Origin of the sequence: Ancylobacter polymorphus, from assembly GCF_030813495.1 — a bacterium.
In the GTDB taxonomy this organism is placed as follows: domain Bacteria; phylum Pseudomonadota; class Alphaproteobacteria; order Rhizobiales; family Xanthobacteraceae; genus Ancylobacter; species Ancylobacter polymorphus.
Map to the genome: position 1 here is coordinate 161,741 of NZ_JAUSUI010000007.1, position 20,191 is coordinate 181,931.

General features: G+C 68.1%; 21 protein-coding genes and 1 tRNA gene. 12 read left to right on the forward strand and 10 right to left on the reverse strand.

Annotation, left to right across the window (positions count from 1 at the left end; all coding sequences use genetic code 11):
* The first annotated feature begins 113 nt into the window (after positions 1-113).
* The gene (locus J2S75_RS17195) at positions 114-1,001 is read left to right on the forward strand and encodes an AraC family transcriptional regulator (protein WP_307021604.1); all 888 of its coding nucleotides are present in this window, start codon (positions 114-116) and stop codon (positions 999-1,001) included.
* Positions 1,002-1,019: 18 nt separating this feature from the next.
* Here the strand turns inward: J2S75_RS17195 and J2S75_RS17200 are convergent, their stop codons facing one another.
* Positions 1,020-1,517, reverse strand: a complete 498-nt coding sequence (locus J2S75_RS17200; protein ID WP_307021605.1) for a pyridoxamine 5'-phosphate oxidase family protein — start codon at positions 1,515-1,517, stop codon at positions 1,020-1,022.
* Positions 1,518-1,667: 150 nt separating this feature from the next.
* Between J2S75_RS17200 and J2S75_RS17205 the strand changes: the two genes are divergently transcribed.
* Positions 1,668-2,795, forward strand: coding sequence for a site-2 protease family protein (locus J2S75_RS17205; protein ID WP_307021607.1), 1,128 nt, complete (start codon positions 1,668-1,670; stop codon positions 2,793-2,795).
* Between the two features lie 15 nt (positions 2,796-2,810).
* Here J2S75_RS17205 and J2S75_RS17210 read toward each other — a convergent pair whose 3' ends face one another.
* A complete protein-coding gene (locus tag J2S75_RS17210) occupies positions 2,811-3,089 on the reverse strand; it encodes a hypothetical protein (protein ID WP_307021609.1) in 279 nt (92 codons plus the stop codon).
* Between the two features lie 192 nt (positions 3,090-3,281).
* Between J2S75_RS17210 and J2S75_RS17215 the strand changes: the two genes are divergently transcribed.
* From J2S75_RS17215 to J2S75_RS17225, 3 genes are all read left to right on the forward strand, one after another.
* On the forward strand, positions 3,282-3,515 hold the full coding sequence (locus J2S75_RS17215; protein ID WP_307021611.1) for a hypothetical protein: 234 nt from the start codon (positions 3,282-3,284) through the stop codon (positions 3,513-3,515).
* 127 nt (positions 3,516-3,642) lie between these two features.
* Positions 3,643-5,472: a translational GTPase TypA gene (gene typA, locus J2S75_RS17220; RefSeq protein ID WP_307021613.1), complete on the forward strand. Its 1,830-nt coding sequence runs from the start codon at positions 3,643-3,645 to the stop codon at positions 5,470-5,472.
* Positions 5,473-5,632: 160 nt separating this feature from the next.
* Complete coding sequence (locus J2S75_RS17225; RefSeq protein ID WP_307021615.1) at positions 5,633-6,142, forward strand: GNAT family N-acetyltransferase; 510 nt, start codon at positions 5,633-5,635, stop codon at positions 6,140-6,142.
* A 25-nt stretch (positions 6,143-6,167) separates the two neighbouring features.
* Here the strand turns inward: J2S75_RS17225 and J2S75_RS17230 are convergent, their stop codons facing one another.
* Positions 6,168-6,503, reverse strand: a complete 336-nt coding sequence (locus J2S75_RS17230; RefSeq protein ID WP_307021616.1) for a DUF167 family protein — start codon at positions 6,501-6,503, stop codon at positions 6,168-6,170.
* Positions 6,500-6,784: a YggT family protein gene (locus tag J2S75_RS17235; protein WP_244450303.1), complete on the reverse strand. Its 285-nt coding sequence runs from the start codon at positions 6,782-6,784 to the stop codon at positions 6,500-6,502. Before J2S75_RS17235 ends, J2S75_RS17230 begins: the two co-directional genes overlap by 4 nt.
* Positions 6,785-7,020: 236 nt before the next feature.
* Here J2S75_RS17235 and J2S75_RS17240 point away from each other — a divergent pair.
* The 6 genes from J2S75_RS17240 to J2S75_RS17265 all read left to right on the forward strand — a co-directional run bounded on the left by J2S75_RS17240 (position 7,021) and on the right by J2S75_RS17265 (position 11,839).
* A tRNA-Ala gene (locus J2S75_RS17240) sits at positions 7,021-7,096 on the forward strand.
* A gap of 206 nt (positions 7,097-7,302) precedes the next feature.
* The gene (locus J2S75_RS17245) at positions 7,303-8,574 is read left to right on the forward strand and encodes a hypothetical protein (RefSeq protein WP_307021620.1); all 1,272 of its coding nucleotides are present in this window, start codon (positions 7,303-7,305) and stop codon (positions 8,572-8,574) included.
* A 3-nt stretch (positions 8,575-8,577) separates the two neighbouring features.
* A complete protein-coding gene (locus J2S75_RS17250; RefSeq protein ID WP_307021622.1) occupies positions 8,578-9,393 on the forward strand; it encodes a COG3904 family protein in 816 nt (271 codons plus the stop codon).
* A 375-nt stretch (positions 9,394-9,768) separates the two neighbouring features.
* Entirely contained in the window at positions 9,769-10,389 is a 621-nt protein-coding gene (locus tag J2S75_RS17255) for a LemA family protein (protein WP_307021624.1), read from the forward strand.
* Positions 10,390-10,391: 2 nt separating this feature from the next.
* Entirely contained in the window at positions 10,392-11,219 is an 828-nt protein-coding gene (locus tag J2S75_RS17260; RefSeq protein ID WP_307021626.1) for a TPM domain-containing protein, read from the forward strand.
* Positions 11,219-11,839 carry a TPM domain-containing protein gene (locus tag J2S75_RS17265; RefSeq protein ID WP_307021628.1) on the forward strand — a complete coding sequence of 207 codons (621 nt, stop codon included), beginning with the start codon at positions 11,219-11,221 and terminating at the stop codon, positions 11,837-11,839. Before J2S75_RS17260 ends, J2S75_RS17265 begins: the two co-directional genes overlap by 1 nt.
* 20 nt (positions 11,840-11,859) lie before the next feature.
* Here J2S75_RS17265 and J2S75_RS17270 read toward each other — a convergent pair whose 3' ends face one another.
* Positions 11,860-12,948 carry a YihY/virulence factor BrkB family protein gene (locus tag J2S75_RS17270; RefSeq protein ID WP_307021630.1) on the reverse strand — a complete coding sequence of 363 codons (1,089 nt, stop codon included), beginning with the start codon at positions 12,946-12,948 and terminating at the stop codon, positions 11,860-11,862.
* 90 nt (positions 12,949-13,038) lie between these two features.
* The gene (locus tag J2S75_RS17275; RefSeq protein WP_307021631.1) at positions 13,039-14,361 is read right to left on the reverse strand and encodes a UDP-glucose dehydrogenase family protein; all 1,323 of its coding nucleotides are present in this window, start codon (positions 14,359-14,361) and stop codon (positions 13,039-13,041) included.
* A 304-nt stretch (positions 14,362-14,665) separates the two neighbouring features.
* Between J2S75_RS17275 and J2S75_RS17280 the strand changes: the two genes are divergently transcribed.
* Positions 14,666-15,265, forward strand: coding sequence for a disulfide bond formation protein B (locus tag J2S75_RS17280; protein ID WP_307021632.1), 600 nt, complete (start codon positions 14,666-14,668; stop codon positions 15,263-15,265).
* Here the strand turns inward: J2S75_RS17280 and J2S75_RS17285 are convergent.
* The 4 genes from J2S75_RS17285 to J2S75_RS17300 all read right to left on the reverse strand — a co-directional run bounded on the left by J2S75_RS17285 (position 15,238) and on the right by J2S75_RS17300 (position 20,161).
* Positions 15,238-15,795 (reverse strand): HNH endonuclease, encoded by a 558-nt coding sequence (locus J2S75_RS17285; RefSeq protein WP_244450312.1) that lies wholly within the window; start codon positions 15,793-15,795, stop codon positions 15,238-15,240. The two genes, J2S75_RS17280 and J2S75_RS17285, sit on opposite strands and share 28 nt — an antisense overlap.
* Positions 15,796-15,924: 129 nt before the next feature.
* Positions 15,925-16,584, reverse strand: a complete 660-nt coding sequence (locus tag J2S75_RS17290) for an alpha/beta hydrolase (RefSeq protein ID WP_307021635.1) — start codon at positions 16,582-16,584, stop codon at positions 15,925-15,927.
* Positions 16,584-18,548: a M23 family metallopeptidase gene (locus tag J2S75_RS17295; protein ID WP_307021637.1), complete on the reverse strand. Its 1,965-nt coding sequence runs from the start codon at positions 18,546-18,548 to the stop codon at positions 16,584-16,586. Before J2S75_RS17295 ends, J2S75_RS17290 begins: the two co-directional genes overlap by 1 nt.
* Before the next feature lie 317 nt (positions 18,549-18,865).
* The gene (locus J2S75_RS17300) at positions 18,866-20,161 is read right to left on the reverse strand and encodes a CE1 family esterase (protein ID WP_307021639.1); all 1,296 of its coding nucleotides are present in this window, start codon (positions 20,159-20,161) and stop codon (positions 18,866-18,868) included.
* Between the last annotated feature and the right edge of the window lie 30 nt (positions 20,162-20,191).

Here is a 20,191-nt window from a genome sequence, read left to right on the forward strand (position 1 = left end):
GGTGAGACAGATATGACGCGCGGCGCGCGGCCGTGGTTGCCGGATCGGCGGAGCCTCTTGCCTATTTCTCCGAAGGTGCTTTCCTTTCTCGGCCGCCGGGCTAGCATGCCGGCATGACAACCCTGCTCGACATCATGGACCGCCACGGCCGGCTTCACGCCGATGCCAACGGCATCGCCACGACGCCGATCCCTGGCGTCATGTTTTTCCGCGTCACCTCCCCGTCGGGCGTCAGCCACGCCATCGCCCGGCCGCTGGTCTGCCTGGTCGTGCAGGGCGCCAAGCAGGTGACGATGGGCGGGCGCGATTTTCCGCTCCGCGCCGGCGAGTCGCTGCTGATCACCGCCGATGTGCCGATCGTCAGCCAGATCACCAGGGCAAGCCACGCCGCGCCCTATGTCTCCCTGGTGCTGGAACTCGACCTGGCCATCGTCGCCGAACTGGCGCGGGAAATGGAGCCGGCCCTGGCCGGTGCGGCGGACCCTGTGCGGGTCGACCCGACCGATGGCGAGGTGGCGGGCGCGGCGCTGCGGCTGCTGCACTTGCTCGATCGTCCCGGCGCGCTGCCGGTACTGCAGGCGGCACTGATCCGCGAAATGCACTACTGGCTGCTGGCCGGGCGGCACGGCGCCGCCATTCGCCGGCTCGGCTGGCCGGATAGTCACGCCCAGCGCATCGGCCGAGCCGTGGCGCTGCTGCGTGCGGAGTTCGCCAAGCCCTTGCCGGTGAACCGCCTCGCGGAGGTGGCGGGAATGAGCGTGTCCACCTTCCACCAGCATTTCCGCGCCGTCACCTCGCTATCCCCGCTGCAGTTTCAGAAGCAGCTGCGGCTGATCGAGGCGCGGCGGCTGATGGCGGCGGAAGGGGTGTCCGCGAGCCTGGCGGCCTTTGCGGTGGGCTATGAAAGCGTGCCGCAATTCACCCGCGAATATGGGCGCCTGTTCGGCGCGCCGCCGGTGCGGGACGTGAAGGCGGCACGGGAGCAGATGCGCGCCGCCTGAGGATCGCGAGGCGCGGCTTCAGTCCAGCGGCACCTTGCGGTTCTCGCCGAGATCAGTGGTCGAGCCGGAGAGACGCGCCGCCATCATCTTGAACATCACGCCGATGGAATTGGACGGGCCGTCCCAATATTCCGCCTGGTCGGGAATGAAGCGCAAAACGCAGATATTCGGGTCGGTCTTGCCCTGCGGCCAGAACGCTTTGTTCATGTCGCTCCAGAGTTCGTCGATCTTGGCGCGGTCGTTGGAGACTTCGGCCTGGCCGGAGACCGAGAGGTAGTTGTTGTCGCCCGGCTTGGCGAAGGTGAGCGCGGCCTGCGGGTCCCGCTCCAACTCGTCATCCTTGTGACCGCGGCGGTCCGAAAGGAACCAGACGCAGCCTTCCTCGCGCGAGGGATGGGCGTCCATCGGCCGGGCGCGCAGCGTCTCGCCCTCGCGGGTGACGAGCATGCAGATGCGGATGTCCTCCATCATCTCCCAGACGCGGTCGATGGCTTCGGCGGTGGTCTTGTCGTCCATGGAAAAGCCTCCTCGGGTTCGAGGGGAGAACCCGGAGGCGCAGCGCTGGTTCCTCGCTTCGTGCGGCGATCGGCCCGCGGCATCCGTGCTGTTCCGCTGTCATGTGGCAGCGCTCTCGCTATGCTAGCGAGCCCACGTAAGGAGACGCTCATGGCCTGGTCGCTCACCGTCGGATATGTCTATGGTACCGCGGTCCGCATTCACGTGACCTTTCTGCTCTTTCTCGCCTGGATCTGGGTCGCCTATTACCAGAGGGGCGGGGCGGGCGCGGCGTGGGACGGCGTCGCCTTCGTGGCGTTGCTTTTCCTTTGCGTGCTGCTGCACGAGTTCGGCCATATCTTCGCGGCGCGGCGCTACGGGGTGAAGACGCCGGAGGTCACGCTCTGGCCGTTCGGCGGCATCGCCCGGCTGGAGCGGATCCCGGAAAAGCCCTCGGAAGAGCTGGTGGTGGCGCTGGCCGGACCGGCGGTGAATGTGGTCATCGCCGCCGTGCTGCTGCTCTTGCTCGGCGGCAATGTCGGGATGGAGCACATTGAGAGCATCGAAAACCCGCAGGTGAGCTTGCTCGCCAAGCTCGCCGCCGCCAACATCTTTCTCGTGGTGTTCAATCTCATTCCCGCCTTTCCCATGGATGGCGGGCGGGTGCTGCGCGCGTTGCTGGCAATGCGTATGAGCCATGCGCAGGCGACGCAGACGGCGGCCTCCATCGGGCAGGGCCTGGCCATCGGCCTCGGCGTGCTTGGCATTTTCGGCAACCCGATGCTGATCATCATCGCCGTCTTCGTCTTCCTTGCCGCGTCCGGCGAGGCCGGGCAGGTGCAGATGAAGCAGGTGGCGCAGGGCCTGCTGGTGGAAGACGCGATGATCACCCAGTTCGAGACGCTGGGCCCGACGGCGAGCGTCGGCGATGCGGCGGAAGCGCTGATCCGCACCACCCAGAAGGAGTTTCCCATTGTCGACGGCGCGGTGCATCTGCGCGGCGTGCTCACCCGCGACGCCATGATCCGCGCGCTGCAGGCGCAGGGGCCCGGCGCGTCGGTGCTGGAAGCGATGGCGGAGGTGCCGACGGTCGGCACCCGCACCCCGCTCGACCGCGCGCTGGCGCTCATCACCCAGCGCGGCGCCCCCGTCGTCGGCGTGGTGGATTCCGGCGGCAGGCTGGTGGGCCTGCTCTCGCCGGAGAATGTCGGCGAGATGATGATGCTGCGCGCCGCCCAGCCGGACGCCCGCTTCGGGCCCTGGGCGAAGCGCAGCCCGCCCGCGCGGCCGGTCGCCTGACGGGAGCCGGTCCGCTTAGCCGGCTTCCTTGACGCCGGTCACGCCGGTGAAGGAGGGCGGGTCGCTGGCGGGAAAGCTCTCGTCCAGCGCCTCGTCGACGTCCGCGTCGCTGGCGTGATGGGCCGGCGGGATGACCTCTGTGCCGCCGGGAACGCCACCATCGGACGGTGGCACGTCGCCGGTGATGCCGCCAAGCGCCGGCGGATCGCTGGCGGGGAAGGTGTCCTCGACGCTCTCGTCGATCTCGGCTTCGGTATATTCCGGATCGCCCGGCTTGCCGTTGTCCTGAACCATGGCCCACTCCTGTGTCTGATAGCTTCAAGGTGGGGCCAAAGCGGGTGGGTTCAAGGGTTTGAGGTGGCCGCGCGCGTCGACCACCCGGCGCGGAACCTTGCGCAGGCCCGCGCGTTGTCGGCAACGTCGCGCCTCGTTCCCGCGCGCGCGGGCGCGGCGGCCTCCGACCCTCTGCGCGCGAGGAGTAGGTTCATGACTCTCGATCACGAGCCCGTCCGGCTGCAATACTGGCCGCCCTCCCACACCGTGGATGCCCCTGACAAATGGCCCGATTCCTACGAATTCGGCTCGGTGGAAGATGCGGTCGCCTTCGCCATGACCCAGTCGCCTTCCCATCGCGAGGTGGCGTGGCTGCGCACGGCCGAGGGCGAAATCCTCAAGCCCGCGCAGATTCGCCGGCTGTGGGAATTGCGGCGCGACCATTGACCGCTTTTTCGCCCGCGAAGGCGTGGCGCGCCGCTTCCGTCGTTGATCTCGCGGGCTTTGTGAGTATAGTGCGCCGCAAAATTCACGCGGGTCCGAAGACTTCGGGCCCGCTTTTTGGTGTTTTCATATGAAGCTGCGCAACATCGCCATCATCGCCCACGTCGACCACGGCAAGACCACGCTGGTGGACGAACTGCTGAAGCAGTCCGGTTCCTACCGTGAGAACCAGCGCGTCGCCGAGCGTGTGATGGATTCGAACGATCTCGAAAAGGAGCGCGGCATCACCATCCTCGCCAAGGCCACCTCGGTGGTCTGGAAGGACACCCGGATCAACATCGTCGACACCCCCGGCCACGCCGATTTCGGTGGCGAGGTGGAGCGCATCCTCAACATGGTGGATGGCGCCATCGTGCTGGTCGACGCCGCCGAGGGCCCGATGCCGCAGACCAAATTCGTGGTCGGCAAGGCGCTGAAGGTCGGCCTGCGCCCCATCGTAGCGATCAACAAGGTCGACCGCTCGGACGCCCGCGCGCAGGAAGTCATCAACGAGGTGTTCGACCTCTTCGCCGCGCTTGACGCCACCGACGACCAGCTCGACTTCCCCATCCTTTACGGGTCGGGCCGCAATGGCTGGATGGCGCATTCGCCGGAAGGCCCGCAGGACGAGGGCATGGCTCCCCTGTTCGATCTCGTGCTCAAGCATGTGCCCGAGCCCACCGTCGATGACGGCCCGTTCCGCATGATCGGCACGCTGCTGGAAGCCAACCCCTTCCTCGGCCGCATGATCACCGGGCGCATCACCTCCGGTTCGATCAAGCCGAACCAGTCGATCAAGGTTCTGGCGCAGGACGGCTCGCTGGTCGAGCAGGGCCGCGTCTCCAAGATTCTCGCCTTCCGTGGTATCGAGCGCCAGCCGATCGAGGAAGGCGTGCAGGGCGACATCATCGCCATTGCCGGCCTTTCCAAGGGCACGGTCGCCGACACCTTCTGCGCGCTCGAAGTGTCCGAGCCGCTCAAGGCGCAGCCGATCGATCCGCCGACCGTCACCATGTCCTTCATCGTCAACGATTCGCCGCTCGCCGGCACCGAGGGCGACAAGGTGACGAGCCGCGTCATTCGCGACCGCCTGCTGCGCGAGGCCGAAGGCAATGTCGCGCTGAAGATCGAAGAATCCTCCGACAAGGATTCGTTCTTCGTCTCCGGTCGCGGCGAACTGCAGCTCTCGGTGCTGATCGAGACCATGCGCCGCGAAGGCTTCGAAATCGCCGTGTCGCGTCCGCGCGTGGTGTTCTCCAAGGACGAGGCGACCGGCGAGATTCTTGAGCCGATCGAGGAAGTGCTCATCGACGTCGATGAGGAATATTCCGGCGTCGTGGTGCAGAAGATGTCCGAGCGCCGGGCCGAGATGGTGGAGATGAAGCCCTCGGGCGGCAGCCGCCAGCGCCTAGTGTTCTACGCCCCCACCCGTGGGCTCATCGGCTATCAGGGCGAGCTGATGACCGACACGCGCGGCACCGCCATCATGAACCGGCTGTTCCACGCCTATCAGCCGCATCGTGGCGAGATCCCCGGCCGCCGCAACGGCGTGCTGATTTCCAACGAGGCGGGCGAGGCGGTGGCCTACGCGCTGTGGAACCTCGAAGATCGCGGCCCGATGATGATCGAGCCCGGCTGGAAGGTGTATCAGGGCATGATCGTGGGTGAGCACAACCGCGAGAACGATCTGGAAGTGAACGTTCTCAAGGGCAAGAAGCTCACCAACATCCGCACCACCTCGAAGGACGAAGCGGTGCGCCTCACCCCGCCGATCCGCATGACGCTGGAGCGCTCGCTGGCCTGGATTCAGGATGACGAGCTGGTCGAGGTGACGCCGAAGTCCATCCGTATCCGCAAGCGCTTCCTCGATCCCAACGAGCGCAAGCGCGAGGAGCGCCGCAAGGAAGCCGAAGGCGTCTGACGCCTGCCTTGGCAACCGATCAAGGGCCTGTCCGCTTGCGCGGGCAGGCCCTTTTTCATGGGGTCGAAGCGTGACCCTGGCGCCACGGTGCGGTGGAACGATCGCCCCGACGCTGCGGAAAGCCCTTGATCCTGCGAAGCGCATTTGCTCCCATCAGCTCATGAGCACGCTTCTCGTCGAGACACGCCGGGCGCGCCTGGCCGATGCAGGCGACATTGCCGATATCCATGATGCGGCATGGCGAGTGGCCTATCGCGGCCTCATCCCCGGTGCCGAGCTGGAGAAGATGATCCAGCGCCGGGGCCCCGCCTGGTGGCACACCGCGCTGAAGCGCGGCTCGCGCGTCATTGTCCTCACCTTTGGCGACGCGGTGGCCGGCTATGCCAATGTCGGGCGCAACCGTGCGCGCGGGCTGCCCTTCGAGGGCGAAATCTACGAGCTTTATCTGCGGCCGGAATATCAGGGGCTCGGCTTCGGTCGCCGCCTGTTCGAGGACGCGCGCAAGGAACTCGTCAGCGCCGGCTTTGACGGGCTGGCGGTGTGGGCGCTGGCGGCCAACGATCCGGCCGTGAGCTTCTACCGCGCCATGGGCGGGATGGGCGTCGCGCGTTCCACCGAGAGCTTCGGCGGCCGCGCACTGGAGAAGCTGGCCTTCGGCTGGAACGCCTGACGCCTCCTAGCGACGCTGGACCCGCTCAATCGGCAGCGGAGGCAATGCTTGCCAGCCGGGCGGCGATTTCCTGCCCGTTGCCGATGAGCCTAAAGCTCTTGGTCCGGCCGGTCGCTCCCGCCAGCAGTTCCACCCGCGAGGGCGCGAGACCGGTCGCCTTGGCCAGCAGTTTCGCCAGCGCGGCATTGGCCTTGCCGTCCTCGGCGGCGACACTGACACGCGCTTTCAGCGCGCGCCGCCCGTCGCCGAGTTCGACGATGCCGTCAATCGCATCGCGCCCGCCGCGCGGGGTGGCGCGCACCGTCACCGTCACGCCTTCGGCCGTCAGCGTCCAGGGCGGCGCCGGAAGGGGCGCGCTCACGAGCCGGCGACGAGCTCGAACACCAGGTTGCGGATGAAATAGAGCAGGATGATCAGGATCACCGGCGAGACGTCGATGCCGCCGAGATTGGGTAGCACACGCCGTAGCGGCGCCAGCACCGGCTCGGTCACCCGCCAGAGGAATTCGCCGATGCTGCGGACGATGGGGTTGTGCGCGTTGACCACGTTGAACACCACCAGCCAGGACAGGATGGCCGAGGCGATCAGGATCCAGACATAAAGCGTGATCAGCGTGTCGAACAGCCAGAGAATCGAATACATCGGCAGCCTCGGAGCAGGGGCGGGAGCACGGCGCGGACGTGTCTCGTCACGCGGGAGATTGGGTCTGCGACCGGGTTTTCCACCGGACCGGACCCGACCCCGAAGCGCCGTCCGCCACGATGCTTAATGCTGCCGCCGCATTGCGGCAACCCTGATTCACAGCCCCGCGCATCAACCGTGCCGAGCCGCCTTGACACAGCCCCGGCGGCGAACGTACAAGGCGCGGCCTGAGGCTTGGGGCCGTAGCTCAGTTGGGAGAGCGCTGCAATCGCACTGCAGAGGTCAGGGGTTCAAATCCCCTCGGCTCCACCAGGCTTCCGGGCATTTCGGCGCTGATCTAAGCGCCCTCCGATTTCCCTCCGACAACATTACCCTCGACGTCGGCCTGCGCCGAGCCGCTGTCTCGCCGCAGGGTCACGCAGCCGTGACGCGAGCTCCGCCGGCGACGTGCCTTTACGTCACATTGCGGGCGTAAAGCCCGGCAAAATAAGCCAAGTTTCTCCACGAAGGTCCCCTGCATGGTATCGGCTCTGCGCGAAGGCGTGTCCGGGCTCGACGTGACCATGCGCCTCACGCTCGCCGTGCTGGCGCTGGCCTCGGGCGTCTATACCTATCTCGGCGTGCGCGAACTGCTCGACGGCCCGCCCGTCATGACCGTTTTCGCGGCGATCATTTATTCGAGCGCGGTCTCTGTCGCGATCTACGCCTTCTGGTCGTTCCTGCTGCGCTTCCTGCCGCATGTGCGCGATGTGGCGAGCCGGCTCTGGCTGACGGCGGCGATGCTGCTCGGCTCGCTGATGATTATCGCCATGTCGTCCTGGCTGAACGCGGCAGCGCTCGCCGGAGCGGCGGCGATCGAGCAGCACCTCGCGGTAACGGTGCAGAATTACACGCGCGACCTCGACACGGCGCATAACCGGGCGCTGGGCGCGCAAAGCCTGCTGCCCGACATTCAATTGGCCTCGACCCGTTTCGCCCGGCTCGCCGAAGCTGAGCGCGGCGGCGCGCTGACCGGCACGGGCGGCTCCGGCACGGTCGTGCAGCTGCTGAGCCAGATGTCGAGCCAGCTCGACGATCTCGCGCGCGAAGTGGCGGCGAGCGGAGAGCGGGCCAAGGCGTTCTATGCCGAGGGCAGCGCGCAGATCGCCCGCATGCGCGAATTCGTTTCCGGCCAGGGCGACATCAAGGCCCGCTCGGATGCCTTCGGCGCCGAGGCGCTGGCGCTGATCGGCACCATTGCCGCGCTGGAACAGACTTCGATGGCGCCGGCGGTGCGACGGGCAGCGGACGATCTCGTCACCGGCTTCATTGCCCCGGCCGCCGATGGCCGCACCGCCGATCTCGCCGGGCGGCAGAGCGCCGTCGTCGGCAGTGTCGAGAAGGCGGTACAGGCACAGGCCAGCGCGCTCTCTCAGGCAGCCGACAAGATCATCGGCGCCGGCGCGGTGGAGCCGGCGCGTTTCCAGCCGCTCTCCACTGCCGAGGCCGTGGTGCGCTATGCCGGCGATTTTCTGCCGAGCTGGGCCGGGGCGATTTCCATCGACCTGCTTCCGGCGGTGCTGGTGCTTATCCTGTGCGTCGTCCACGCCGCGATCCGGCGCGAAGAGCAGCCGGCCGAGGCGGAGACGATGTCGGCGGCGCAGCTCATCGCCGCGCTGCGGCTGGCCCGTCAGGTGGGCGAGGAGCGGCGAACGGTCGAGGAGGATGAGAGTTTCGAAGCGGTCATGGCCGAGATGTCGCCGGCCGCCACGGTGACCACCCTACCTGCTGGCCGGGCCAAGAAGGACTGAGCCGTGGACGCCGCCGCCCCGCCATCCTCTTCTCCTCCGCTGGCCCGGTGGCGCCGCGCCCTCGGCGAACGGCCGGACGAGACACTGCTGCGGGTGATCTTCCGCGGCCTGATCGTGCTGTCGGTGGTCGCGGTGGCGTGGGATGTTTATGAGCGCGAACAGGCGTCGCCCGCCCTCCCGGGCGCGAACCCTTCCGCCCCGGCCGAGGCGCCAGCGGTGCCTTATCTCCCTTCAACCCGGCCGGACCGGGCGGCGCCGGAGAAGGACCGTCGCGGCCGCGCGCCCGATTCCGCACTGCGCCAGCCGATGAGCCTCGAATTGCTGGCCGGTGGCCGGCTGGAAGCGCGCGGTACCATCACGCCCGGCACGGCCGAGCGATTGACGGCCGAACTCGACAAGCGTGGTTCCTATGTGAAGACCGTCGTGCTGAACTCTCCCGGCGGGGCGGTGTCCGATGCCTTGGCCATGGGGCGGGCGATTCGTGCGCGCGGGCTCGACACCCGTGTCGAGGGAAAGGGCCTGTGCGCCTCGTCCTGCCCGCTTATCTTCGCGGCAGGGGTGGCACGAACGGCCGAGCCCGGCGCGGCGATCGGCGTGCATCAGGTCTTCGCGGCGCAGCCGCCGGGTATGCCACGCCTCGACGGCGCCGAAGGCATGGCGCAGGCGCAGCGCGTTTCCGCCGAGGCGCAGCGCCATCTCGTCGAGATGGGAGTCGATCCGAGGGTGTGGATCAATGCCATGGAGACCCCGCCGCAGGAGATGTTCTATTTCACCGCGCCGGAGTTGCGGGAGCTGAAGCTGGTGACATCACGGTCGTGACGGCAAGAGGTCGCAGCCTGGTGAAAAATCCGCCCAAGCGCGGTCATTTTTGCAATTCATCAATGGCTTGCCCGCATTGATGCGCGTCATCCCAAAGCGGGCTGGCGCGCCTATATCAAGCGCCTCTCTGACTGGACGTGCCGCCATGAGCGCTCTCGGCTTTCTCCCCGTTCCCTTCGCCTCGGCCCTGTTCCTCGTGGGCTTCGCCGTCTCCATGATGATCGCCTTCAACGTGCTGGGCGAGCGCGGCGGTAAGTCGTGACGCGCTCGCGCCGTGCCGGGCGGGCCCGGCCGCGCGGGAATGGGTGAACTGTCACCCGCTCCGCTCTATAATCGGTGAGCCGCTGCGGCGGCTGCGCTGGGAAAGGGCCCGTCATGCTGAATCTGTCCCGCCTGTCCGAGCTCTCCCGCCGCCTTCTCGGGCCGCTGCTGCTGGTCATGCTGGCGACCGGCCTCGCCGGCTGCGGTGTGAACAACATTCCCACCAATGAGGAGAAGGCGAAGGCGGCGTGGAGCGACGTGCTGAACCAGTATCAGCGCCGCGCCGAGCTGATCCCTAACCTCGTCGAGACGGTGAAGGGCTATGCCCAGCACGAGAACGAGGTCCTCACCCAGGTGACACAGGCGCGGGCGCAGGCGACCTCGATCAAGGTGGACGCTTCCACCATTACCGATCCCGAACAGTTCAAGCAGTTCCAGCAGGCGCAGGCGCAGCTTTCCGGCGCGCTCGGCCGGCTGATCGCGGTGTCCGAGGCCTATCCCGACCTGAAGGCAAACCAGAATTTCCTCGCCCTGCAGGCGCAGATCGAAGGCACGGAGAACCGTATCGCCGTGGCGCGGCGCGATTACATCGAGGCGGTGCGCGTCTATAATACCGAGTTGCGCACCTTCCCCGGCGTTCTGTGGGCGAGCACGCTCTACCGCAGCAGCAAGCCGATGGAGACCTTCACCATCTCGGAGGAGCAGATGAAAGCGCCTCAGGTGAAGTTCAACTGACCATGCGGACCCTCCCGTCTTCGCCTCTGCGGCGTGCCGCCGCGCTCTGGCTGCTGGCGGGGCTGGTGTTTGCCGGCCTCGCTCTCGGCATGGGCGGGGCGCGGGCGGAACTGACTTTTCCCGCGCTCTCCGGCCGCGTCGTCGATGCCGCGCAGGTGCTGCCCCCTGACGCCCGTGCGGCGCTGGAGGCGAAGCTCGCTGCGCAGGAAGCGCGCAGCACCGACCAGTTCGTCGTCGCCACCGTGCCCTCGCTTGAGGGCACTTCGGTCGAGGATTACGCGAACCGGCTGTTCCGCTTCTGGAAGCTCGGCCAGGCCGACAAGAACAATGGCGTGCTGCTGCTGGTCGCGCCCAATGAGCGGCGGGTGCGCATCGAGACCGGCTATGGGCTGGAAGGCGTGCTGCCCGATGCGGTGGCGAGCACCATCATCCAGACCGCGATTCTCCCCGATTTCCGGGCCGGCAATGTCGCTGCTGGCATCGAGAAGGGCGCGGACGCGGTCATCGAGGTGCTCAATCTCGACCCTGAAGAGGCGAAGGCAAGGGCGCGCACCGCCGCCGAGCCGGAGATGAGCGCGGAGGACTGGGCGCATCTCGTCTTCATCGTGCTGATGATCGCCTTCTGGGCCTATGTGTTCTACCGCCAGGCGAAGTCCGGCCATCTGCGCACGCGCGGACGGCGCGGCGCGGGCGCGCTCACCGGCGGCGCCGCCGGCTGGGACTGGTCGCGCCGCAGCGGCGGTGGCGGCTGGTCCGGGGGCAGTGGTGGAGGCGGATTTTCAGGTGGAGGAGGCTCCTCCGGTGGCGGCGGCGCTTCGGGGAGCTGGTGATGGCGGCGGGGTTGAGCGAAGCCGAACACGCGCGGGTCGCCGCCGCCATAGCCGCCGCAGAGGCGACGACGGCCGGCGAGATTCGCGTTCTCGTTCTCACCCGGCCGCTGGTGAGTCACGGCTTTTACGGTTTGATGTGGGCGGCGCTGCTGGCACTGGTGCTGCCCTGGCCGCTCGCGCTGCTGACCGCGCTCGACACGCCGATGCTGCTCTCGCTGCAGACCTGCGCCTTCATCCTCGCCGGTGCGGTGCTGATCTTCTCCCCGATCGGTGCCTTCACCGTGCCGCGCTTCGCCCGCGAAGAAGCGGGCCGGGCGGCAGCCATCGACCACTTCCTTACACTCGGCGTGCATCAGACGCGCGGGCGCACCGGGGTGCTGATCCTGGTGGCGCCGGGTGACCATCTGGTTGAGGTCGTGGCCGATGAGGCGATCCATGGCCAGGTGGGACATGACGCCTGGGAGGGCGTGTGCGCCGCCGTGCTGTCCGGCGCCCGCGAGGGGCGGCTTGCCGATGGACTGGCCGACGGCGTGACGGCGGCGGGGCACATCCTCGCCCGGCATGTGCCGCCGGTTCCCGGCGACGCAAACGAACTGCCGGACCGCATGATCGTGCTTTGAGTGCCGCGTGCGGAGGCGGCTCAGTCCTGCGCCGCGCCGATGGTGTCCGCCATATGTGCACCACGCAGGCCGAGCGGCAGAGGCGGGCCGGTCGTGGTGTCGCGGGCGGTCTGGTGCTCGATCTCGGCGTTCAGCTCTGCCCCCAGAAGCAGCACCGACATGGACAGCCAGATCCACACCATGAAGCCGATCACCGCTCCCAGCGAGCCATAGGTCTGCTCGTAGGAGGCGTAGCGGCTGACATACCAAGAGAAGCCGGCGGAGGTGGCGAGCCACAGCACGGCGGAAACCGCGCTGCCGAGGCTGACCCATTTCCATTGCGGGCGTTCGCGCGAAGGGCCGAAGCGGTAGACGATGGTGATGAGCAGCGCGACGATCACCGCCAGGGCCGGCCAGCGCAGTAGCGTGATCAGCCGTTCCGTGCCGGGCGGAAGGTGCAGCAAGTTGAGCAGCAGCGGCAACACCACGACAGCCGCCAGGGCGACCACGGCGAACAGCACGGCGCCGATGGTGAAGGTGAGTGTGACCAGGGTGAGGCGGAAAAACGAGCGCCGCTCCTCCTCCTCATAGACGAGGTTCAGCGCTTCGATCATCGCCTTGGTCGCGGCATTGGCGCTCCACAGCGCCACGCCGAGGCTAATCAGGAAGCGCCAGCCGAGGCTCGCGGTCTCCGTCGCGGTCAACCTCAGGATCTGGTCGCGCATCACCTCGATCGCGCCGGACGGCAGCAACCAGGCGGTCGCTTCGAGCTGGCCCTGGATGGTCGACGGATTGAGGAACAGCCCATAGAGCGAGATGATGGCGGCAAGCGCCGGGAAGGTGGCGAGAAGCGCGTAAAAGGTGACGCCGGCGGCAAGGCTCAGCACCCGGTTGGCGAAAAAGGCTTTGCCCGTGCGCAGCACGATGTCGCGCCAGCCTTTCGCTGGGATCTCAGTGGGGCGGGTGGCGGCGCGCCCACGGCCGGCTTCCGCCCAAGAAGCGGGTGAAATGGTGTCGGAGCCCGCGCGTCCGCCTGGACGAAAAGCCATTGCGACGATGGCGCCGATCGCCGCGCCGCTGAGGGCCGCGCTCCACAGCGCGCGTTTGTCCCGATTGTGCACGCCGCTCATCCCCCCCTGTTCTGCCGGCGGTGACTCGTGGTCGCCGTATCCGCGTATGGGTCGGGGTGAGAACGCGGCCGGGGGGATGCCGTTCCCGGCTCAGCCGGTGACGAGATCGCCCCGGCCGATGCCGACATAGGTGAAGCCGCGGCTGATGAGGTCTTCAGGCGGGTAGATGTTGCGCAGATCGACCACGATGGGGCTACGCAGCTGCGCCTTCAGCCGGTCGAGATCGAGCGCGCGGAAGGCGTCCCATTCGGTGACGATGACGAGGGCGTCGGCGCCCTCGGCGCATTCATAGGCGCCGGAGGCGTAATGGATACCCTCGGGCAGGACCTTGCGCGCCTCTTCCATGCCGACCGGGTCATAGGCGCGGATCTTCACGCCCCGGTCAATGAGCGACTGCACGATGTTGATCGCCGGGCTGTCGCGCATGTCGTCGGTGTTCGGCTTGAAGGTAAGGCCGAGCACGGCGACGGTGGCGCCGCGCGGCGGCACGCTGAGCGCTTCCAGCACCCGGCGGCCCATCGCCGCCTTGCGGGTCTCGTTCAGCGTGGTGACGGTTTCGATGAGGCGCAGCGGCGTGCCCGCTTCCTGCGCCGTACGAGCGAGCGCCAGCGTGTCCTTTGGGAAGCAGGAGCCGCCATAGCCGGGGCCGGCATGCAGGAATTTCGGCCCGATGCGCCGGTCGAGCCCGATGCCGCGCGCCACTTCCTGCACGTCGCCACCGACCTTTTCACACAGATCCGCCATCTCGTTGATGAAAGTGATCTTCATCGCGAGGAAGGCGTTGCTGGCGTATTTGATCAGTTCGGCATTGGCCCGCTCGGTGAAGAGCAGCGGCGCCGCGTTCAGCGACAGCGGGCGGTAGAGCGCGGCCATCACCTCGCGCGCCCGCGGATCGTCCGTACCGACGACGATGCGGTCCGGCCGCTTGAAGTCCTCGATCGCCGCGCCTTCGCGCAGGAATTCCGGGTTGGAGACGACGGCGATGTCCGCCTCCGGTACGTCCTCGCGGATGATCGCTTCAAGATCGGCGCCGGTGCCCACCGGCACGGTCGATTTCGTGACGACGACGGTGAAGCCCTTGGCCGCCCGGGCGATTTCGCGGGCGGCGGCGTGGACATAGGACAGGTCGGCATGGCCGTCGCCACGGCGCGAGGGCGTGCCCACGGCGATGAACACCACGTCGGCGTGGGCCACGGCGGCAGGCAGATCGGTGGTGAAGTGCAGCCGGCCGCCGGCGACGTTGCGGGCGACGAGATCGTCGAGGCCGGGCTCGAAGATCGGCATGATGCCGGCCTTCAGCCGCTCGATCTTGGCAATGTCGGTGTCGACGCAGGTGACATCGTGGCCGAAGTCGGAGAAGCAGGTGCCAGAGACCAGGCCGACATAACCTGTGCCGATCATCGCGACGCGCATATGTGCTCTCAATCCGTTTGACGGTGGAGGCCCCTGCCGCCGTCAGAAGCCTTCTTCACCTTTAGCCAATCATGCCAGGCACTTCGAGAGTCGTTGCGGCGGTTGGTCAGGGGACGGGAGAATGCCAGCCCTGTGCGTCGTCTACACGACAGGAGCAGCGCCGTGTCGACGTCTTGCGATGCACCTCTGCAGGCGCTTGTCAGCATCCGTCAGACGTGATGTTCCGTCCCATTTGCGCCGGCAGGGGGAGCGGCTAGTAATATCCGGCCGCTCGCCCAGCGGCTGCCAGCATGAGTGACGCGCCATGACCGCCCCGTCTCCCGCCCCGTCTCCCGCCCCGTCTACGGCCACCGCCCCGTCCGCCGACGCCCGCCGCGCGGTGCGCAACCGGCAGGTCACCGCCGGACTGGTGGTCGCCGTGATTGGCGCCGGAGCGCTTGGAGGTGCCTGGTATTTTCAGCTCGTGGTCGGGCTGGCGCCCTGTCCGCTCTGCCTCGAACAGCGCATTCCCTACTATATCGGTGTGCCGGTGGCGCTCATCGGCGCGCTGTGCGGGGGGCTCGGCAAGGAGGGGCTGGCGCGGGTGGCGCTGGCGCTTGCCGGCATGCTGATGGCGCTCGGCGCGTTTCTCGCCGTCTACCATGCCGGGGTGGAATGGGGCCTGTGGGCCGGTCCGGAAACCTGTTCGGGTGCCGGCCCGGCGGTGGGGGGCGGCAACCTGCTCGGCCAGCTGCAGACGGCGCGGGTGGTGCGCTGCGACGAGGCGCCCTGGCGCCTGCTGGGCCTTTCCCTCGCCGGCTATAATGCCTTCATCGCCGCGTCGCTGCTGGTGGTGGCGATGTGGGGCGCGACGGCCAAGGCCCGAGCCGTCGAGGCTCACGGGTCCAGTTCGGTGTCCCAGTAGAGATAGTCCATCCAGCTGTCGTGCAGGTAGTTCGGCGGAAAGTGGCGGCCGTTCTGGTGCAGGTCGAACACGCTCGGCTGATAGGGTTTCTGGCGCGGCACCATATGGGCGGCCTCCGGCATCAGGCTCCCCTTGCGCAGATTGCAGGGCGAGCAGGCGGCGACGACATTCTCCCAGGTGGTCTGGCCACCGCGTGAGCGCGGAATGACGTGATCGAACGTCAGGTCTTCGCGGGAATCGCAGTACTGGCAGGTGAAGCGGTCGCGCAGGAAGACGTTGAAACGGGTGAAGGCCGGTTGACGCGACGGGCGGATGAAGGTCTTGAGCGAGACGACGCTCGGCAGCCGCATCTGGAAGGTCGCGCTGGAGACCTGCCGCTCGTAATATTCGACGATGTTCACCCGATCGAGAAACACCGCCTTGATGGCGTCCTGCCACGCCCAGACCGAGAGAGGGTAATAGCTCAGAGGCCGGTAATCGGCATTGAGCACGAGGGCAGGCCAGGCACCCGGAGACAAAGTCGCCGTCAACGCTCGCTCCCTGTCAGGAACGTCCGCACGGTCGCTCGAGTCGGCGCCGCGTGACGCACGGCAATAGTCTATAGGGAGCGTGTCAGTCTTGTGAAGCGCCGGCTGGCAATTGGCCGCGTCGGCCCGGCTTCAGGCCAGCACCTCGGTAAGGAAGGTGCCGGCCAGCGACAGGCCGGTGCCGTCAATGCCGTGGGCGAGGCCATTGGACAGGTGCGCGCGCACCGCGACGCCCTGCTGCTGCAGGCTTTCCACCGCGCGCGGCAGCGCCATGGGCGGGATGACCTGATCGAGGTCGCCATGGATGAGCAGCACGGGCGGGCGGGCGGTGATCTCCTCCGCGAAGGCCGCCGTCGCGCCCTCGGGCGGGAGGACATGGATGCCGGAGAAGCCGACAATGCCGGCGGGCGCGACCTTGCGGCGCAGGCCCACATGCAGCGCCATCATCGTGCCCTGGCTGAAGCCGACCAGCGCGAGGCGTGAGCCGGGCAGGTTCAGCCGCGCCAGCTCGGCGTCGAGAAAGCCGTCGAGCGCGCGCTGCGCGCTCTGCACCCCGGCCCAGCGTTCGCGGTCGTTGCGTTCGGTGTAGCCGAACCATTGCCGGCCGACCGGGGCGATGGCCAGCGGTTCCGGGGCATGGGGCGAGACGAAGGCGGTGTTGGGGAGCAGCGGCGCCCAATAGTCGCCGAGGTCGATCAGGTCGCGCCCGTCGGCGCCATAGCCGTGCAGCAGCACGACCAGCGAGGTAGCCGGTTCGCCGGAGCGGGGCGATAGGCGGGGACCATCAAGCATCAATTGGTCTCGGCGTCGCCGGCGTTGCTGGAGGCCACGCGCGGCGCGCTGCTGTGGTTGAGCAGGGCGTCGATATTGGCACGCTCCTTCTCGAAGCTGGCGAGAATGCGCCCGTCCAGCGCCCGCCCGCGCGGCAGGCGGATGCGCATCGGATCGACGAAGCGGCCGTTCACCAGCACTTCGTAATGCAGGTGCGCGCCGGTGGAGAGGCCGGTGGAGCCGATATAGCCGATGAGTTGGCCCTGGCGCACCCGCACCCCTTCGCGGATGCCCTTGGCGAAACCGGACTGGTGGGAATAGGTGGTGACATAGCCATTGGCGTGCTGGATCTCGATGCGGCGGCCATAGCCGGAGGTCCAGGCCGCCTTCTTGATCACGCCATTGCCGGCGGCGTAGATCGGCGTGCCGGTGCGGTCGGACCAGTCGACGCCCGAATGCAGGCGGCTATAGCCCAGAATCGGGTGGCGGCGCATGCCAAAGCCCGACCGCAGCTGGCCACCGGAGAGCGGCTTGCGCACCAGGAACTTCTTCGCGCTCTTGCCCGCGTCGTCATAGAAATCGACCAGCCCGTCATCGGGGGTCTGGTAGCGGTAATAGCGTCGTTCCTCGCCGCCGACGGTGAGGCCGGCATAGAGCACGCCGCCGGCGCCGCCCGCCTCGTCGGGCTCATAGAGCACTTCGAGCGAATCGCCGGCGCGCACGCGGCGCTGGAAATCCACGTCGAAGGAATAGACGCGGATCATGCTCTCGATCACCGGGCGCGGCACCTCGTGGCGCAGCGCGGTCTCCCAGATGCTGTCATAAAGGGTGATGCGCCCGCCGCCGCTGTCCTCGTCGCCATCGTCCGGGCCGAGATCGGCGAGCTGGGTGTCGCTCGCCTCCTGAACGGGGAGGAAAGTGCCGCTGTCGGACAGCGCCACCGTGCCCTGATGGCCGCTCTCGCCGAACACCGCCACGCGCAGCGGCATCGCCCCTTCGGTGGCGTTGTCGAGCAGCACCTTGAGCCGCAGGCCCGGGGTGAGCTTGCCGGAAAGTTCGCGCGTGCCGAAGGCCCGCGCCGCGCCATTGGCCGCGACATCGGGCACGCCGAGGTCGATGAGGATGGAGGCGACGGTGTCCCCCGCCTTGGCCACGACGGTACGTTCGGACCAGTCATTGCCGCCGGAGGCATCCTCGGCCGACTTGTCGACCGCCGACATGTTTTCGGGCTGTTGCAGTGCGTTCAGCGGATCGGCGGCGCCGGACGGTGCATAGGCCATCATGCCGAGGCCCGGGAAAGCCGGTGCGCGAGCATCGGCGGTGGGCACGCTGAATTCGGCGGTCTCGCGCACCTTCATCAGCACATCTTCCATCGGCAGTTCGGCGGCGAAGCGGGTGCTGGGCGGAAGTGTGGCGATGTCGCGCAGAACGATGGTGAGGTCGCCGGTGGGTTCGGCCTGCACCGCATCGGTGTCGTCATTGGTCGATTCGGCGATCAGCTTGGCCGGGTTGAAACGCGGCACGTCAACCGAGGCGGAGGTGACGGACTGGGCCAGATTGGTCGCCACCTTGGTGACGGCGCGCACCTTGATGACCTCGCGGTCGCCGTCCTTGACGGTGGTGGACAGGCGCAGCGTCTGCTTGGCGCTGAAGCTCTCGGAGAGGATCGACATGCGGTCGCCCTTGCGGGCGACGTTTGAGGGGCGCTCGCCCGCCGCCAGCGTGCCGCGCAACGCCGAGCGCACCGTCTCCGGCGACTGGGCGAAGCGGTATTCGCCATCAAGCGCGGCATAGACCGCGCCGCCCATCAGCGCCGCACCGCAAATGCCGGTGAGCAGCGTCGCCATCAGCCAGCGGATGGAGATGCGGCGGCGGTTGATCGGCTCTTCGGCATCGCCGTCGACGCCGAGCGGCGGCTCGTCGCCGAGATCGAGCGCCGTGAGGTTCCCACGCCTCGCGCCTGCCAGTCCGCGCCTCGTCTCCAACAGGCTTCCCCGCCTTCCCTCGTGGTGCGCCGCGCGGTCGAAAACCGGGGTGCGCTCATATGTTTACAACGGCGCCCGGCGGCGCTCGCTTCGTGGGCCCGGCGCCCGCCGGGCGCTGGCTCTGTGATCCGGCCCGGCAAGCGGTCGCTTGCGCAAGGACACGTCGAGAGGTTTTAAGATACCCCCGCGATAGATGGAGGGACGATGCCGCCCATGATCGCGCCCGTCAACCCGGCCCGTCATCGATTCGACGCGGGCGCCGAGCGGCGAAGTCCCGATCTAAAGCGGGGCCTCGCGGCAAAAGGATGGCGGGAGCGCTATTGGGCGCTTGCGGCCCGGGCGCGCAGCGGCGAGGGCGGCGGCAGCGGCACCTGTGCGAGGCGGGTCGCGGCGGCCGGCGTAGCTGCCTGTCCCGCGCCGGCCTGAACGAATCCACCTTGCCCGAAGCCTGCCTGCAAAGGCAGAGGGGCGCCGGGCGCAAGCGGCCTGTTGAGCCCGGGGGTGGCCCCCGTCGCGGCGAAAGCGGCGGGGGCGGGCGTGCCGGCGTCAGGCGTCTCGGCTTCCGGCACGATACCCTGCCAGGCGCTGGCGATCGTCGTCGGCTCGCGCAGGATCGGCCGGGCAGCGGTGGCCGTCCGTGCGGGGGCTGCGGCACGGGTGTTGGAGGTGACGGCCGCTGGCGCTGCGGCGGCGGGCGCGGCTGCCGCGATTTCGGCCGCCGGGGCGCCGCCGAAACGCTTGAAGAAGCTCCAGATCTCTTCCGGCGCGTCGAGCCCGCTGCGGCGCGGCCCGAGCAGCACGGAGGCGAACGCGTCCACCGCATCGGTCGACTGCGCGGGCGGCTGATGGCCGCCGGCGATCTCGTAATAGGCGACGGCGGCGCCGGGGGCGCAATTGTTCCAGCGGGTAATGCGGGCCTGCGGGACGCTGGAGATGTCCGGCGCGGCGCAGCCGTCGAGCTGCGCGAACAGGGCGGCGGTGGCGTCCGCCGACATCAGCCGGGCGCCGGGGGTGGGACGGCCGAACATCGGCACGATGGGATCATAAGTGCCGTTCATCAAGAGGATCGGCACGGGCTTCGACGGACGGCAGCTCTCGGTATAGCCGACCGGCACCGTCATCATCATCGTCGCATAGGCCTGGAAGCGGTCGGCATAGTTGCAGGCGACATAGGCGGTGAGAAAGCCGCCATTGGAAAAGCCCATGAGATAGGCGCGCGAGGGATCGGCGATGCCCTCAGCGACCAGCGTGTCCAGCACGTCGAGCACGAAGCGGCCATCGTCGCGCTTGTGCAGCAGCGGAATAAAGCCGGCGATCGAACTGCGGCCGTCGTTCCAGAGGAGGTTCATGCCTTTGGGGTAGGCGACAACGAATCCCTCGCGGTCGGCGATGGCGTCGAGATCGAGATAGCGCTGCATCATTCCGGCCGGCTGCAGCGCGCCGTGAAGCGCGATCACCAGGGGCAGCGGGCCGGGACCGGCGTTCGCCGGACGGTGCAGGATGAATTCGCGGGAGAGGCCGCCGGAAACCAGACTGCGCACCGAATCCTGCGGCGCGTCTTGCGCCTGGGCCTCGGCCGGCGAGGAAGCGAACCCGCCAAGGGCGAGGAACATCGCCAGGGCTGCGCCCAGCAGGCATCTGGG